General features: G+C 33.4%; 11 protein-coding genes. 8 read left to right on the forward strand and 3 right to left on the reverse strand.

Annotated features, from left to right (window positions below):
* Positions 1-178 precede the first annotated feature (178 nt).
* From glmS to PW52_RS04885, 3 genes are read right to left on the reverse strand one after another with little or no spacing between them, the layout of a single operon-like run.
* Positions 179-2,032, reverse strand: a complete 1,854-nt coding sequence (glmS, locus tag PW52_RS04875) for a glutamine--fructose-6-phosphate transaminase (isomerizing) (RefSeq protein ID WP_044631804.1) — start codon at positions 2,030-2,032, stop codon at positions 179-181.
* Positions 2,033-2,080: 48 nt separating this feature from the next.
* Complete coding sequence (locus tag PW52_RS04880; protein ID WP_044631805.1) at positions 2,081-3,676, reverse strand: DUF4270 domain-containing protein; 1,596 nt, start codon at positions 3,674-3,676, stop codon at positions 2,081-2,083.
* A 22-nt stretch (positions 3,677-3,698) separates the two neighbouring features.
* Entirely contained in the window at positions 3,699-4,508 is an 810-nt protein-coding gene (locus PW52_RS04885; RefSeq protein WP_044631806.1) for a glycogen/starch synthase, read from the reverse strand.
* A 181-nt stretch (positions 4,509-4,689) separates the two neighbouring features.
* Between PW52_RS04885 and panC the strand changes: the two genes are divergently transcribed.
* From panC to PW52_RS04925, 8 genes are all read left to right on the forward strand, one after another.
* Positions 4,690-5,541, forward strand: a complete 852-nt coding sequence (gene panC, locus PW52_RS04890) for a pantoate--beta-alanine ligase (RefSeq protein ID WP_044631807.1) — start codon at positions 4,690-4,692, stop codon at positions 5,539-5,541.
* Positions 5,542-5,554: 13 nt separating this feature from the next.
* A complete protein-coding gene (panD, locus tag PW52_RS04895; RefSeq protein WP_044631808.1) occupies positions 5,555-5,905 on the forward strand; it encodes an aspartate 1-decarboxylase in 351 nt (116 codons plus the stop codon).
* Between the two features lie 6 nt (positions 5,906-5,911).
* Entirely contained in the window at positions 5,912-6,868 is a 957-nt protein-coding gene (locus tag PW52_RS04900; protein WP_044631809.1) for a lysylphosphatidylglycerol synthase transmembrane domain-containing protein, read from the forward strand.
* Between the two features lie 76 nt (positions 6,869-6,944).
* Positions 6,945-8,096, forward strand: coding sequence for an alpha/beta hydrolase (locus PW52_RS04905; protein ID WP_044631810.1), 1,152 nt, complete (start codon positions 6,945-6,947; stop codon positions 8,094-8,096).
* A complete protein-coding gene (gene radA, locus PW52_RS04910; RefSeq protein ID WP_044631811.1) occupies positions 8,096-9,454 on the forward strand; it encodes a DNA repair protein RadA in 1,359 nt (452 codons plus the stop codon). The genes PW52_RS04905 and radA overlap by 1 nt, the downstream gene beginning before the upstream one ends.
* Positions 9,455-9,747: 293 nt before the next feature.
* Positions 9,748-10,101 carry a hypothetical protein gene (locus tag PW52_RS04915; protein WP_044631812.1) on the forward strand — a complete coding sequence of 118 codons (354 nt, stop codon included), beginning with the start codon at positions 9,748-9,750 and terminating at the stop codon, positions 10,099-10,101.
* Between the two features lie 291 nt (positions 10,102-10,392).
* Positions 10,393-15,132, forward strand: a complete 4,740-nt coding sequence (locus PW52_RS04920) for a LamG-like jellyroll fold domain-containing protein (protein WP_044631813.1) — start codon at positions 10,393-10,395, stop codon at positions 15,130-15,132.
* Between the two features lie 151 nt (positions 15,133-15,283).
* On the forward strand, positions 15,284-18,327 hold a 3,044-nt coding region (locus PW52_RS04925; RefSeq protein ID WP_044631814.1), incomplete at its 3' end, for a LamG domain-containing protein.

Here is an 18,327-nt window from a genome sequence, read left to right on the forward strand (position 1 = left end):
TTTTAGTTCGAACAAGCAATATATATATATTAATGCATTACTTAACATAAAAATAGAAAAAATTATGCATGCATATTAGTTTTTTAACAAAAAACGATAACAAAAATTATTATTTGTTCAATAGAAGTGGTTTTAAAGTGAGAATTAGCCTGTTTATGGGTGTTAATTTGATAGAAAATTATTCTACTGTAACAGATTTCGCCAAATTACGAGGTTGATCGACGTTTTTATCCAATAAAACGGCCATGTGATACGATAAAAGCTGCAACGGAATGGTAGTTAATAATGGCGTTAAAAATTCTAAGGTTTCTGGGACTTCAATAACGTGGTCTGCCAGAGTTTTTACTTGTTGGTCACCTTCGGTAACTATACCAATAATTTTTCCTTTTCTAGATTTTATTTCTTGAATGTTGCTTACTACTTTTTCGTAATGCCCTTTTTTTGTAGCAATTACAATAATAGGCATATTCTCGTCTATTAAGGCAATGGGACCGTGTTTCATTTCGGCAGCAGGATAGCCTTCAGCATGAATATATGAGATTTCTTTAAGTTTTAAGGCGCCTTCTAGGGCTACTGGGAAATTAAAACCTCTTCCTAAGTATAAGCAGTTGTTTGAATCTTTATAAATATCGGATATTATTTTGATGTGTGCATCAGATTCTAAAGACTTTTCAATCTTATTTGGAATCATTTCTAGCTCCAATAAATATTTTCTAAAGTCGGAACTACTAATCGTGCCTTTTGCTCTTGCAAGTCGCAGTGCCATCAGTGTTAATACAGTAATTTGAGTGGTAAAAGCTTTTGTTGAAGCGACACCAATTTCTGGCCCTGCATGGGTGTAAGCACCAGCATTAGTTTCTCGTGCAATTGATGAACCAACTACATTACAAACACCAAATACAAAAGCGCCTTTAGATTTTGCTAACTTAATAGCAGCTAAAGTATCGGCCGTTTCTCCAGATTGCGAAATGGCAATAACCACATCATTTTCGTTAATTACAGGATTTCGGTATCTAAATTCTGAAGCGTATTCAACTTCAACAGGAATTCGTGCTAAATCTTCAAAAATATATTCGGCAACTAAACCAGCGTGCCATGATGTTCCGCAGGCTACAATTATAAAACGATTGGCGTTTAAAAACTTTTTCATGTTATCTTCTACACCAGCCATTTTTATGATGGCTTCATTGCGTAATAACCTACCGCGATATGTGTCTCTAATAGCTTTTGGTTGCTCGTGAATTTCTTTAAGCATAAAATGCTCGTAACCACCTTTTTCTATTTGCTCTAAATTAAGTTGCAGTTTTTGTACGTATGTTGGTACTAAACTGTCATCTTTAATTTTTCGAACTTTTACACCTTTTTTACGGCTAATTATGGCCATTTCTTCGTCTTCTAAATACACAGCATCTTTGGTGTACTCTAAAAACGGAGAGGCATCACTAGCTATAAAAAACTCGTTGTCTTTTTCACCAATACCAATGGCCAATGGACTACCAAGGCGAGCTACGACAACTTCTTCAGGTTTATTTTTATCGAAAACAGCAATGGCATACGCGCCAATAACTTGATTTAAGGCAATTTGTACGGCTTGCCCAAGTTTAACATTTTCTTGTAGTTTTACATCTTCAATTAAATTAACAAGAACTTCGGTGTCGGTGTCCGATTTAAAAGTGTAACCCCTAGCTGTTAATTCTTGTTTAAGCGATTCGTAATTTTCGATAATTCCATTATGAATAATTACTAAATCTCCAGAATTTGAAGTGTGTGGGTGAGAGTTAATATCGTTTGGAACTCCATGAGTTGCCCAACGTGTGTGGCCAATACCAACGGTGCCATGTTTTGAGGCTTTGGTTTCAAAACGAGCTTCTAAATCGGATACTTTTCCTTTGGTTTTAGAAACATGGAGTGTTTTACCGTTGTAAAGTGCAATTCCAGCACTATCGTACCCACGGTATTCTAGTCGCTTTAAGCCTTCAATAATAATTGGATATGCATCTCTATGGCCAATATATCCTACAATTCCGCACATAATGTTTAGTTGTTGCGTTTAATTATTAGATGCCAAACTTATGTTATTTTAGTTTGGTTCGGTAAAAAATAGTTTTAATTTTAAACGTTTATCGTCTGGAATATTTTCGTGACTTCCATGTAAAATAGTACCTCTTGGTGAAATGTAAGTTGCGGCAGGAATTGCCGTTACTTCGTCTTCACTATTTAAAATTTCTGCATTGGTGGTGTAATTTACGTTGTTTGAAATAACTAAACCAATTTTTGTGTTTGTAGAATCGTTTAAAATAATACTATTAAAATGATCGGTTAAACGAATTTTATATTTACCCGAAATGGTGTCTCTTTGGCTTAAACTAATTATATTTGAGTTTAATGGTGTAACAGTATTTGCAGTTATATCACCTGCGTAATCGTATGTTATAGTGTTATTTTTAATATCATAAGCATAAATTCGGTCATATCTATGAAAATTTTCGTCGTATGCTCCAATTTCTATATCGGCATCTTCATAAATCTCTAAATGAACTTCATTTATAAGCTTTAACAAATCACCATCACCGCTTAAAAATTCGTCTTTAAAAGCTTGCACACCGTTAGGGAATAAATCTACAATAGCCATCGATCCGGCTTGACCTTTTAAGTATAATTTATTGTCGCCCTCAGTTTTGTTTGGTGTAGGAATAACAACATTGTAATTATTAATGATTGGGTTTACTATATTACCCGAAAAATTTAAAGTGTAAGTGGCATCTATACGTTCGCCAGCAGTTGTCGATTCTTCAGTGTAATTTATTGTTATAGTAGCATCTGTTGAAGCTAAATTTAATAAAAACAAACTACCATCGATGTTGTTGGCTTCAGCCTTTAAATAAAGGCCCCTAAAATAATTTTTAAATTCGCTTTGGTTGCTCAATTCTTGATCGTCACCTTTTGCTATAAAGGTGTTAAACCAAAAGGTTAAATCATCTGGATCTGTTATTGTATATCTAATGGCCGGTGCAGCGTAAGTTGTGTCTGTATCGGTAATTACTTGGTTGCTATTGGCGCTAACTTTAAAATTAGGAATTTCTAAAAGTTTTTCTCCCAAATGTTCGTCAAAATTAACAGCAAAAGTGCCAGTAAGCATTGAGTTTTGAGAACTATTAGAATTCGAAAAATAGTTTTGAGCGCTATTATCTTCCGTGTTTGGGTTAGCGTCTCTTAAAAAATAGTTATTTTGATAAATAGATAGTTTTATTGACTCGGATGTGTTGCCATAAACGGAATCTAATTGGTACTCGGCATTTCCGTCTTCATCGTAATCTATAATAGTACTATAATATGGGATGTTAAAAACTACAGATTCGATTTCTGGGTTTTCTCCAAAATCTGGGGAGTATGTTGACGGCGTAACTTGTGCAACAATACTTGCTATGGTTTGTCCGTAAGCTGGGTCATTAAAAACGCCTAACATATTTGATGATAAACCATTTATTTGTATTGAATCTAATTTTTTGTTGTAAGCAACAATAGGAAGTTCTTTAAAATTAGTAGAAAAATTTGTGTTGTCTCTTCCTAAAACGTCACTTTCTATTACATTAAAATCTTTATCACAAGCAATAAAAAAGGATGCAAGTATAAAAAAAGCAACAGAGGACTTAAGGGCTTTAAAATTCTTTTTCATAGATTTTTATAAGAAATGCTGTTTAGCTTAAAACGGAATTATTAAAAAATGTTGTGTAAGCTTCGCCAAATTCGTCTCTACTTTTATATTCTAAGGTAGGTTTATCTGATGCTTTTATATGTGCATCAAGTTCTTCTGGAATGTTTTCCGAACCAACAATTAATGCATCAGATTGATCGATAGCTACCTTCATTAAATTGTTGTATGTTGGCTTGTCTAACGTTTTTATAGCGTCTTCAGTTATATTATCAAACTTAATTTTGTTAATTAAATCGTTGTTTAACATATTATCAAAGCTTTGATTGTAAATTGAAGTAACAATTTTACTTTCGCTAAACAGTGGTTCGTCCTTATAATATTCTTTTAAATATAGAGGCAGTAAAGCAGCTAACCAACCATGAACATGAATGATGTCTGGTGACCAGTTTAATTTTTTAACAGTTTCAATAACACCTTTCGCAAAAAATATGGCGCGTTCATCGTTATCTGGAAATAGGTTCCCATCCTCGTCGGTTAACGTTGCTTTGCGTTTAAAGTACTCGTCGTTATCAATAAAATAAACTTGAATGCGCTCTTTTGGTATCGATGCAACTTTAATAATTAGCGGCATGTCTAAGTCGTTAATTACTAGGTTTATACCAGAGAGTCTTATAACTTCGTGTAATTGGTGTCTGCGTTCATTAATATTGCCATATCGGGGCATAAAAATACGAATTTGTCCACCTTGTTGATTCACCAATCTTGGTGCTTCAAAAGACATAGAAGAAATTTCGGTTTCGGGTAAATAAGGCACTACTTCAGATGATACATACAATATCCTCTTATCTTTCATATGTTTGTTTTTGTTACTGATAACGATTTTTTAAAACCGTTAGTAATTATTGATTTGTTTTTCGTCGAATTAAAAAGCTTAATTCTTTCAATTTCGATATAAAAAACATGCAAAACTACAAAAATTTATGCTAATTGGCTGTAAAATCTTAAGTTTGCAGCCGTTAAATTTTTTTTAAAGCGTGGAAGTTTACAATAATAAGCAAGAAATTATAGCTGCGATTGCGGCATTAAAGCAAAAGAATATAAGCCTTGGCCTTGTGCCGACAATGGGTGCATTACATAAAGGGCATTTGCAGTTGGTTAAAAGAGCTTTGGTTGAAAATGAAAAGGTGGTAGTTAGTATTTTTGTAAATCCAACACAGTTTGATAATAGTGATGATTTGGAAAAATATCCAAGAACTTTAAATACGGATGTTGCGCTGTTAAAAACTTTAAGTGAAAAAGATATTTTGGTTTATGCACCAACGGTTAACGATATTTATGAGGGGAACACCGTATCTGAATCGTTCGATTTTGATGGTTTAGAGTATGAAATGGAAGGTAAATTTCGTCATGGTCATTTCGACGGTGTTGGTACTATTGTTAAACGCTTATTTGGAATTATAGCTCCAGATCGAGCTTATTTTGGAGAGAAAGATTATCAGCAACTGGCTATTATTAAAAACATGGTTGAAAAACATAATATTCCAGTTAAAATTGTAGGTTGTGACATTTACAGAGAAAGTAGTGGTTTGGCGATGAGCTCTCGTAATACTAGATTAAAACCAGTATATAAAGAGGCGGCACCGTTTATTTACAGAACCTTAAAATCTGCCAGAGCACATTTTGGCACAAAAAGTGCTACATTAGTTACACAATGGGTAACTATGGAATTTGCAAAGCATAATTTATTAGAACTAGAATATTTTATAATTGCAGATGCAGAAACCTTAAAACCTGTTCATAGAAAATCGAGTAAAAAAAAATATAGAGCATTTATAGCGGTTTATGCCGATGATATACGACTAATAGACAATATCGCACTAAATTAATTATCTTTGCCACATGCAAATACAAGTAGTAAAATCTAAAATTCATAGAGTTAAATGCACTGGTGCAGAACTCAATTATATTGGTAGTATAACTATTGATGAGGATCTTATGGATGCCGCCAATATTATTCAAGGCGAAAAGGTTCAAATTGTAAATAATAACAATGGAGAACGATTAGAAACTTATTGCATTCCAGGGCCACGAAATAGTGGGGAAATAACGTTAAATGGGGCCGCTGCAAGAAAAGTGGCTTTAGGAGATACGTTAATTTTAATTACCTATGCGTTTATGGATCTTGAGGAAGCAAAAAACTTTAAACCAGCATTAGTTTTTCCAGACGAAGCTACTAATTTGCTTAAATAGTTTCTTTTGAAATTTAACATAAACAGTAGTTTAAAAATTGCACTCCCATTATTATTGGGAGTTTTTTTAGTTTGGTATTCTTTATCAGAAATTTCAATTGAAGAGTTGTTTAAATACTTTAAAAAAGCCGATTATACCTTTATTGTATTAGGTATGGTTTTAGGTCTGTTAAGTCATTTGTCTAGAGCTTATCGTTGGCGGTTTCAACTAGAGCCTATGGGGTATAATATTAAGTTAGGCAATAGTATTATGGCTGTTTTTGCCACTTATTTAATAAATTATACCGTACCCAGAGCCGGTGAAGTAGCACGTGCTTCTATTTTAACTAACTACGAAAATGTGCCTTTCGAAAAAGGTATTGGTACCATTGTTGCCGAACGAATAGCCGATATGGTAATTATGTTAAGCATTATGGCAATAACATTACTGTTAGAATTCGATTTTATTTATAGCTTTTTAATTGAAAAATTTAATCCTATTAAATTATTTACTTCGGCCTTAATAGGTCTCGTTACACTAGTTTTAATTGTCTGGGTAATAAATAGAAGTAAATCGAATTTTGCATTAAAAATTAAAGGCTTTTTATCGGGATTAATTGAAGGTGTTTTAAGTATTTTTAAAATGAAAAAAAAATGGGCTTTTATAGGACATACTCTTTTTATATGGCTTATGTATTTACTTATGTTTTATGTTACTTCATTTACCTTACCAGAAACAAGCAATATTTCAGTGTCTGCACTTTTAATTGCTTTTATTGCAGCAAGTTTTAGTATAGCTGCTACAAATGGGGGAATTGGTTCTTATCCGGAAGCAATAGTTTTAGCATTTTCTTTATTTACAATTCCAGAAGACCCAAGTAGAGCTTTTGGCTGGATTATGTGGTCGTCTCAAACCTTAGCTATTGTTGTTTTTGGAGGCTTTTCGTTAATTTATTTACCAATTTTTAATAGAATAAAGGGGTGAATTTAGCATTAAATTTGGCTTTCTAAGCTATCTTAATTTTTATTAACTTGCATTATTAAATCTCAAATCTTTAAAAATGAATAAAAATACGTTTTTCTTTTTGTTCTTTATTTGCTCCATAATATATGTTGAAGCTCAAGTCAAATACGAAATCTTTCAATCGGAAAAATTACGTGACAAACGTGAATTAAAAATTCAATTACCTCGTGGTTATAATCCCGATAGTAATAAAACGTATCCTTTGTTTTTAGTTTTAGATGGAGATTATATGTTCGAAGCCGTAGCGGGTAACGCCGATTATTTTTCCTATTGGGAGGATATGCCAGATGCCTTAGTAGTTGGTTTAAATCAATCTGAAACACGTTCTGATGACTGTATGTACTCGCAAATGAGTTCACTTCCTTCCGAAACTGGCGCAGTGTTTTTCGAGTTTTTAGCTATGGAGCTTATTCCTTATTTAGAGCGCAATTTTAATGCTGGTAGTTTTAGGGTAGCTGTCGGGCATGGTAGTACTGCTAATTTTATAAATTATTATTTATTAAAACCTAATCCCATTTTTCAAGGTTATATATCTATAAGCCCAGAGCTTGCGCCAAACATGCTAAATTATATACCTGAAGTTTTGGGTAAAACCGAATCTAAAATATTCTATTATCTAGCAAATACCAAAGAAGATATTGGAAGCATTGTAGAAATGACAAACGCTTTAAATACCGATTTACAAAGTGTAAGTAATCCTAATGTAAATTATAAATTTGATAGTTTTGAAACTACCTCGCATTATTCTGTACCAACACATGCTATACCGAGTGCTATTGAAAATATGTTTAAAGTTTTTCAACCTATTTCTAGAAAGGAGTATAAAGAAGTTATCGTAGAATTAGATGGTTCTCCAGTTACATATCTTGAAGATAAATATAAAACTATTAATGATTTATACGGTATTAAAAAAGAAGTTTTAGTAAACGATTTTAAAGCTATTTCGGCGGCTATTGAAAAAAATGAGTTATTCGAAGATTACGATAGATTAAGTAAACTAGCCAAAAAAGATTACCCGGAATCTTTATTAGGTGGTTATTATGAAGGTCGCTTTTTAGAAGAAACAGGAAGACCTAAAAAAGCTTTAAAAGCATATCAATCAGCTTTTGATCTTGAAGAAATTGCTGGAATTACTAAAGATGATGTGTTAATCCGAGTTGAATCTATTAAAGAAGACTTCGGACTTTAATGGCAAAGGTAAAAACAAGTTTTTTTTGTCAGAGTTGTGGTACACAATATGCTAAATGGCAAGGGCAATGTAATGCTTGTAAACAATGGAATACTATTGTTGAAGAAGTTATACAAAAACCAGAAAAAAGCGATTGGAAAACACCAACTTCAGTTGCTAAAAGAGCGTCTATTCCATTACGAATTAAAGATATTGATGCGTCAAAAGAAGCTCGTTTAGATACTTTTGATGGCGAATTTAATCGCGTTTTGGGTGGAGGTATTGTTTCTGGATCATTAACACTTCTAGGTGGAGAACCTGGTATTGGAAAGAGCACATTACTGCTTCAAATTTCATTAAAATTACCATATAAAACACTTTATGTTTCAGGTGAAGAAAGCCAGAAACAAATAAAAATGCGTGCAGAACGTATTAACCCAGATAATAATAATTGTTATATTCTAACTGAAACAAAAACGCAGAATATATTTAAGCAAATAGAAGCTTTAGAACCAGATATTGTTATTATAGATTCTATCCAAACATTACATAGTGATTATATTGAGTCGTCTTCTGGTAGTATTTCTCAAATAAAAGAATGTACTACTGAGCTTATAAAATTTGCAAAAGAAACATCAACTCCAGTATTATTAATTGGTCATATTACGAAGGATGGAAATATTGCTGGCCCTAAAATATTAGAGCACATGGTAGATACCGTTTTGCAATTTGAAGGTGATCGCAATCATGTATTTAGAATTTTAAGGGCACATAAAAATCGATTCGGTTCAACAAACGAATTAGGTATATATGAAATGCAAGGCTCTGGTTTACGTGAAGTTTCTAATCCATCAGAAATTTTAATTTCAAAAAAAGATGAAGAGTTGTCGGGTAATGCAATAGCATCGACTCTTGAAGGTATGCGTCCTTTAATGATTGAAGTACAAGCTTTAGTTAGTACAGCTGTTTATGGAACCCCTCAAAGAAGTGCCACAGGTTTTAATGCTAAACGTTTAAATATGCTTTTAGCAGTTTTAGAAAAACGGGCCGGATTTAGGTTAGGAGCAAAAGATGTCTTTTTAAATATAACAGGTGGTATTACGGTTGATGACCCTGCAATAGATTTGGCAGTGGTTGCATCCATTTTATCATCAAACGAAGATGTGGCTCTAGCTAAAGATGTTTGTTTTGCGGCCGAGGTTGGTTTATCTGGAGAAATTCGTCCTGTTCAACGCATTGAACAACGTATTTTAGAAGCCGAAAAGTTAGGTTTTTCAACAATTTATGTGTCAAAATACAATAAAATATCTCTTAAAAATCCTATTATAAAAGTTCAGCTACTTTCAAAAATTGAAGATTTCGTTATGGAATTAACATAAATCGATGAAATAATCAAGTATTTTATAAAAAAGTGTATTTTACCGAAAAAAATAAGCACTATATCGATGTTTTGTTAGGCTATTTCAGTTTTTTTGTTTAACATTGTACAAGATTTTATTATTTTATAAAATGAAAAACTGGAAGTATTATTCCCTCAGATCATTTTCAGTGTTTTAGTATTATAAATTTTTTAATTATAAAAAGTTATGCGTTTAATATACACTATATGTTACGCTAATACCAAATTTATAAAATTTTAAAGTCAAATTTTGATATCCCAAATCTATCAATAATGACAAAAAAGCTACCATTTTGTGCGTTTATAACGTGTCTTATTTTTAATGCATCGGTTTCCCAAACTAATGTGCCGCGTATACCAGCTGATGATAGTTGGTCCATTTATATCGATACTCAAGAGGGTGTTTCTACAGATTTTAATATTTCAATTGCTACAGGTATAGAACAAAAATTAGATTTGGTTCTTCCCGATACCAAAACTACTTATATTAACCATATCAGAGCATCAGATGACAATGACGGAGGATATCAATTAAAAACAACTGGTGGGTGTTGGTACATTATAAAAAATGGTATTATTCTAAGTAAATCAACAGGAGCATATGTGGTTTGTTTAAGAACGGATTAACGAACTGCTCACTTAAAAAAATATTTGAAATGATAAAAAAAGTTATTAATCGGTAAAAATGAACACTTAAATTTTCGTCAATGTTATATTTCGTCTTTTTTGGTATTTTACCGAAAATAGAATAGAGTAATAACAGGCAGTTTAAAACCAATATAAATTTGCAATAAAATAAAGACTTTTACTTAAATAAATTTACTTCCCTCGTAAATATTTATTAATCCAATCCATTTAACGTCAAAGTAGTAGTTAGTAGTGCAAAATTTATTAGTCCCAAACTAATTAATTTAACCTATGAAAAAAATATTACTATTTAATTTAGTATTTGTATTCTTTGTTTTGAGTACAAATAGTGTAAAAGCTCAGTATTGTGAAACCCAAAATATTGGTACTTCAAACAATTATTACATTTCAAATGTAAGTGTTGGTAGTATAAATAATTCAAGTTCTGGTTCTACAGGAGATTATACCTATTTTTCTTCTGTACCATCAACTTCTTTCAATGCTGGAGAAACTATTAGCGGCACAGTTACAGTTACTGTTGATGGTTGGAATAAAAATAAAAACACCCTTATTATTTGGATGAATTTTAATAATTCCGATGACGATTTCGATGATGATGGCGAAGAATTTCAATTTACTGTTAGAGACAAAAATAACAAAAGTGGTAATAAAACCATCGATGTGCCTTTCGAAATTGAAATTCCATCAGATGTTGAAGCTGGAATATCAAGAATGCGAATTGGTTTCAGATCTGGTCAAAGTCAAAGCTTTGATTCTTGCGATTTTAAATATAAAGCTGGAGAAATAGAAGATTATAATATAGAATTTATAAACAGCAGTACGGTTACAACTCCAACAACCCCCGTTTTTTGTACACCATCAGACATTAACGATTATAATTACAACTATATTAGTGAGGTAAATATTGCTAACATTAATAATGTAACAACTGGAACAACAGGTGGTTATTCCCAAATCTTAAATACAGCTGAAGAGCTAACTGTTGGTACTACGCTTACCGGAACGGTTACTGTTACAGTTGATGGATGGAACAAAAGCGAAAATACGTTAGCCATTTGGTTAAACTTTAATGAAAGTAGTGACGACGATTTCGACGATTCGGGAGAGCGTTTCTTGTTTTCAGTTCAAGGTTCTAAAGAAAAATCAGAAACAAAAACTATTGATGTACCAATTAGTATTCCCATACCAAGCAATGTCGATTTAGGAGATTCGGTAATGCGAATTGGTTTTATTACGGGTAATAGTACAGCATTTACTGCCTGCGATTTTGATTATAGAGCAGGAGAAGTAGAAGATTATAATGTTTTGTTTTCTAACGGGAACAGTATTCCGGTTTCAAACTTAGATTCCGATGGCGATGGTATTGTTGATACTATTGATGTAGATGATGATAATGATGGAATTTTAGATTCTGTTGAATGTGGGATATTGTATTGTGCCGAAAGCATAATAAACGGAGGTTTTGAAGAAACTACAGTAGCTACTGGTGGTAATAAAACAACTAACGAATCTAATGTTCCAGGTTGGAACACCACTGCTACCGATAGTAAAATTGAACTGTGGGGAAGTGGCTTTTATGGTGTGCCATCAGCTGAAGGTAATAATTTTGTAGAATTAAATGCTAATGAAACTTCAGCTCTATATCAAAAGCTTTGTGTATCTGCGGGTGCAAAAGTGCAATGGTCTGTTAAGCACAGAGGTAGAGATGGAGTAGACGTAGCCGCTGTTCGAATAGGGGCCGATTTAATTTTCGCAACAACAGTAGAAACAATGTCTGACGGAACTTCTGCTTGGGGATCTTATACTGGCGTTTATGACGTGCCAGCAGGACAAGACAACACATTTTTTATTTTCGAAGCTGTTAGTACTGCTAATGGTAATAAATCGGTAGGGAATTTTATCGATGATATCGAAATAATTATTTTAGAAGAAGCACCATGCACAGACTCTAATGGAGATGGCTACGAAAATAAAGTAGATTTAGATAGCGATAACGATGGTATTCCAGATAATATTGAAGCCCAAACAACTTCGGGTTATATATTGCCAAGTGGCACTGTAAATACAACAGGATCTTATCCTGGATTATGGGATAACTATGGCGCAGGTTTAACACCAGTCGATACCGATAACGATGGTACACCAGATTATTTAGATAGCGATTCTGATAACGATGGTACACCAGATATTCAAGAAAACGGAATGGCGAACGCTGCAGCAGGAGCAGATGAAGATAATGATGGTTTAGATAATATTTTCGAAACTAACGGAACAAACGATCCTGTTTGGGATGTTAATGAAGATATCGAAGATCCATCAGATTTAAGTGTACTTCCAGATACCGATGGCGATTTGGCTACTGGTGGAGATGTAGATTATAGAGATAGTTTTAATATCAATCCTCCATCCGTTGCCAGTATAGATTTTGATGGAGTAGACGATTATTTATCGAGATCTGCTTTTTTAGAAGGATTAGACGAAGTAACTATTATGGCTTGGATAAAATCTGATAATGGAAATTTAACCGATATGGTAATAGCTGGTGAAGATGACGGTGTAAAATTATGGTTAAAAGATGGAAGAAAACCGGCGGTGACAATAAATACCAAGCATGCCTTAACCTCAACAACTGTGAACTGTAGTTGCGTTTTAAATTACGATGAATGGCATCATATTGCAGCAAGCTATTCAAGATACAATGGTTTAGTTAAGCTTTATGTAGATGGGGAATTGGTGGATACTACTTTAAAACTATTATCATTAACTCAAATAGAAAATAGTTCAAACTCTAACGGGAATTTTGAAATTGGAAGGTTGTCTACTACTGATTCTGATAAACAATATTTTAAGGGGGGTATTGATGAGGTAAGAGTTTTCAATGTGGCTTTAGCCGAATCTCAAATTCAAAAAATGGTTTATCAAGAAATTGAAGCCGTTTCAGGTAATGTTTACGGTACTGTAATACCAAAACCAATTACTACTAGTGATGCATCCGAAACAATAGCATGGGATAACCTTATAGCTTATTACCCAATGAGTAATATTGTGTCAAACACTATAACCGATTTTTCGAGTTATAACGTTGGCGCTTTAATAAATAATATTGCCAACATAGAAGACCAAACGGCACCTATGCCTTATAAGACTATTTCTGATGGCGACTGGGAAATCGAAAGTACTTGGTTATATGGAGATGTTTGGGATATCGAAGATATTTCTAGTAATAAAGATTGGAGTATTGTTAAAATAGCTAGTAACGTTACAACAACAAATTCACATTCAAGTTTAGGATTAATTATTGAAGATGGCGTTTCGTTAACAGTAAGTGATGAAAACCAGATTATGAACAGCTGGTATTTCGAATTAAATGGTGCGTTGGATTTAAAGGATGATAGCCAGTTAATTCAGACTTCAACTAGCGATTTAGTAACCTCTGCATCGGGAAAAATTCGCCGACGCCAAGAAGGAACATCAAATGCATTTTGGTATAATTATTGGGGGTCGCCTGTTGGGACGTTAAGTGCTACTAGTTTAACTAATAATAATGCTTCTACTAACAACGACAACAATACCCCTTTTAATTTAAATATGTTAAAAGATGGTGACGATAACCCAATGACGTTTACATCAAGCTATACAGCTAGAGGTAATGTAAGTACATATTGGTTATACACTTACAAAAATGGCTTAACTTACTGGGATTGGAAAAAAATAGGAACCTCTTCAAATATTTCTCCAGCTATTGGTTATTCTCAAAAAGGAACGGGAACTTCCGAGGATTCTCAGCAGTATATTTTTGAAGGTAAACCAAACAACGGAACTGTAGTTTTAAGCGTAACAGATAAAGGTGGTTTTGGTTCTACTCCAGGGTCAACAAAAACCGAATATTTAGTTGCTAATCCTTATCCGTCTGCTATCGATGTTCATGAGTTTATCGAGGATAATTATGGTGTTATTGCAGGCTATGTTCAATTATGGCAGCAATGGGACGGAACATCTCATAATCTTGACGAATACGATGGTGGTTATGCCACTGTAACCAAATTAGGTTCTATAAAAGCATATCAATTTCAAGGTATCTTAGGAACTATTTTAGGTACGGTTCGTGGTACTCTAACACCGACCCGATATATTCCAGTTGGTCAAGGTTTTATGGTAGAAGTCGTTGGAGATGGTGAAATTAAATTTAAAAATAGTCAGCGTGTTTTTATAAAAGAATCTGATAGTAACGGGTCGTATAACTCAGGCTCTTTGTTCCTTAAGTCTAATTCAAAAGACGACGATAAAGGAAATACAAGTAAAGACGAAAGTGGTGATGATTTCATGAAAATACGATTAGAAATTAATTCGATTGCTGGCCCTGAAACTAATAGAGAATTACTTTTAGGATTTAGCAGTACTACTACCGATGCTTTTGATTATGGTTACGAAGCAGAATGTGTAGAAATAACTAATAACGATTTATTGCTAAATCTAGAGGGGGCAGATATGACCATTCAAGCTTACGGAGAAATAACAAGCGATAAAGTTGTATCACTAAACTTTAGGTCTTCGGGAAATAATAGTTTTGAAATAACAGCAACCGAATTCGAAAGTTTTACCGACGATCAGGAAGTATATTTACGTGATAATTTAACCGATACTTATTTTGATTTAACTGGAAACGAGGCCTATAGCTTCACTTCAGAGCAAGGTGTTTTTAACGACCGTTTCGAAATTGTATTTCAAAGTAAGTCTAAAACATTAAGTTTAGAGCAAGCACAGTTTGATGCGAACTACATGTATTTCCAAAATTCAACCAATACGTTTTATGTTAAAAAATTTAGTGGCTCTGCTAAAAACTTAGCCGTAATAAATATGAGAGGGCAACGTATTATGGAGTTAGAAAATGTAGACAATTCAACATTAGAAAATGGAATAAATTTAAGTAATATATCTACTGGAGCATACGTAGTATGTTTACGTACCAGCTCAAACGAGGTGCTTACTAAAAAAATAATTAAAAATTAACAAATGTGAGATTAACTAAAACTTTTGTTGTTATGAGTTTAGTTAATTTATGAAACTATTTAAATGGTAAATTTTATAAGCTAATGTGTCGGTGTACTATTAATCAACTGGATTTATTTATGCTTAGCTAAAATGAAATAAACTAGAGCCTATGTTTAAAAAGTTAACTATATTTTTAAGTTTAGTTTTGGTATTAAATATGCCATTATCTTTAGGTGCGCAATGTAATAGTTGCGATACTATTGGTCCAACAAGTGGAAATGTTACATTTTATAGTAACACAATCACTTGCTTTACATCAAATGCTACTTTAAACGATGTTGTTTTTCAAAATAATAGTACGGTTTGTATAGCTCCCGGAGTAACTGTTACAATTCAAAATAATTTAAACACTACAAACGGTCATGACATTTCAATAGAAGTACAGGGGACGTTAATTTTTAATCAAAGCCCAACGTTTAATGCCAATTTTTCATTAGATATTCAATCTTCAGGATTTATTAAATCTGGAAATTCGGGTAATGGAACTTTTACTTTCAATGGTTCTGGCATAAATATTTATAAGAATTCTGGTATATCCGAATTTGGAGTTTTGCAATTTAACAATGCTTCAGCTACTAATAGTATTTATAACTATGGAACGTTCAATGTAACAAATATGAATGTGCAAGGAACAACTAATTTTACGAATCAAGAAACTTTAAATATAGGATCAAATTTTAGTTTTAGTGTCAATTCTGTGTTAACAAATTGTGGAACAATTACTACCCAATCAGGCTTTAATCTTAACGGAGGTTCTGTAATTAATACTAACATATTTAATGTAATTGGAGGAGATATAGATTATGGTAGCACAAATTCATCAATATACAATTATGCAACTATGTATATTGGAGGGAAAATTAATATGGCCGGAACGAGCAATATATTGTATAATGAGGGTTTAATTACAATAGATGGGAGTATTCAAGGCACCATTGGTAAAATTCAAGGCCCTTTAGATAATACAAAATTAGGTTATATAAAATGGAGCACTAAGCCAAATGTAGGATCTGGTGCCGAAATAGGGCCTAATTTAGATATAGAATATATAAGTGGCGGAACTGCTGCTCAAAAAGCAAATGTATATTCAACTTTTAATGGCACAGAATTAGCGAATGTATCAAAAGCCTGCGAAATTTATGGAAATTGTAGTGCATCTTTAGATACAGTTGGAGGAACGTGTGCAGACCCCGATGCCAATGTTGATGTATGTTCTAGTGGAACAATAATAGGCACACCAACAGAAAACGACCCCGATGCGGATGGTATTATTAATTCATGTGATTTAGACGATGATAACGATGGTATTTTAGACATTGTAGAAATGAATACCCCAACTGGTTATATCGATTTAGGTCAGACTTTTAGCGATAAAACATCAAGTTCGGCTGTAATAAATAATATTTTTTCATTTGGAACAAATTTTGCTAATTTCAGTTATAGTTTAGAAGGCAATGCAAATTGGGGCTCTGGTGTAAGTTCTGCATCTAAGGCAGGAATTACTGGAGATTATATTAATCTGCAAATTAAGAATTCAGATTTCGTGAATGGCGATCAAGGAGTTTATGTTTTTGAATTTGATCAGCCAGTTCATAATTTATACTTTAAAATGGGAGGTTTCGATTTCGAAGATAGAGCAGATTTTGAAGCCACTTTAAGTGGTGTAGAAGCTACTGTAATACTAGAAGATATAAATTTAGGCACAACAGGAACAATAGTTAATAATACTATTGTAGGATCGGCTACAGTAGCTGGAAATGCTCCTCAAAACAGTGCCGCAATTATAGTAAATGGCCCTGTTGATAAATTAGTGATTCGAACTGCAAAAAACAATGGGTCTAGCAATAATGTAACCTTACAAATATATGAGTTAGCCTATTCTACCGAAATCCAAACGGATTTAGATAGTTATCCCAACCACTTAGATTTGGATAGTGATAACGATGGTATCCCAGATAATATAGAAGCACAACCCACAGTAGGTTATGTATTACCTACTTATGGTTATGATGATGATGGTGTAGATAACAATTACACAGGGGGCCTAGCCTTAGAAGATACGGATGGCGATGGTACCCCCGATTATATAGATTCCGATAGTGATAATGATGGTATCCTGGATATAGAAGAAAACGGGATGGCTAGTACCTTAGGCGGAACAGATACCGATAACGATGGCTTAGATGATGTTTTTGAAACCAATGGAATAAACGATTCGAGTTTAGATGTGAACGAAGATATAGAAGATCCTACAGATTTAAGTATTTTACCAGATGCCGATGGCGATGTACTTAGCACAGGCGATGTTGATTATCGAGATGATTTAACCGTAATGTCTGATGTAGCCACCATAGATTTTGATGGTGTAGATGATTATTTAGATGGCACGCCGTTTATTACTAATTGGAATAATGGTACTATAATGAGTTGGGTAAAAATATCTCATGATAATGCTGGTAACCTGCCGGATAATTACAGTATAGCTGGACAAGAAAGTATGCGTATTTATATTACTAAAGGCCGTACCCCAGCATTTTATGTTATTACTCAAAATCAGGTGACCTCTTCGAGTAACTACCCATCGAGTAATATTAGTGTACAACCCGATCCGTTATTAGGTATAAGTTTAGAGAACGATATGTGGTACCATGTAGCTGGTGTGTTTAATTCCTCAGAGCAAACCGTAAAGCTGTATTTAAACGGAGAGTTAGTAGGTACAACTTCAAGTGCATATTTAAATTCTGAGCTAATCACACAAAATTATAATGGCACACCGCATATTTATTCCACTCGCGAATTTACTATAGGGAGATATCCAACTAATACAAGTACGGCAGGTTTTGGTCATTTTAGAGGAAGTATAGATGAAGTACGTGTATTCGATACGGCCTTAACGGAGGAGCAAATTCAGCAAATGGTATATCAAGAGATAGAAAATAATGGAGGTGTAATACGTGGTAAGGCTATCCCAAAAGATGTAGAAGATCATAGTTTAGGTAGTAAAGTGTCGTGGTTAAATTTACAAGCCTATTACCCCATGACCGATATTGTAAGTTCAACCACTAACGATTATTCTAGTGCAGGTAATAATCTAACGTTACACAACATAACAACAGTACAAGCCCAAACAGCGCCTTTACCCTACGAGACTAT

This window comes from Neotamlana sedimentorum (genome assembly GCF_000943565.1).
Classification (GTDB): domain Bacteria; phylum Bacteroidota; class Bacteroidia; order Flavobacteriales; family Flavobacteriaceae; genus Neotamlana; species Neotamlana sedimentorum.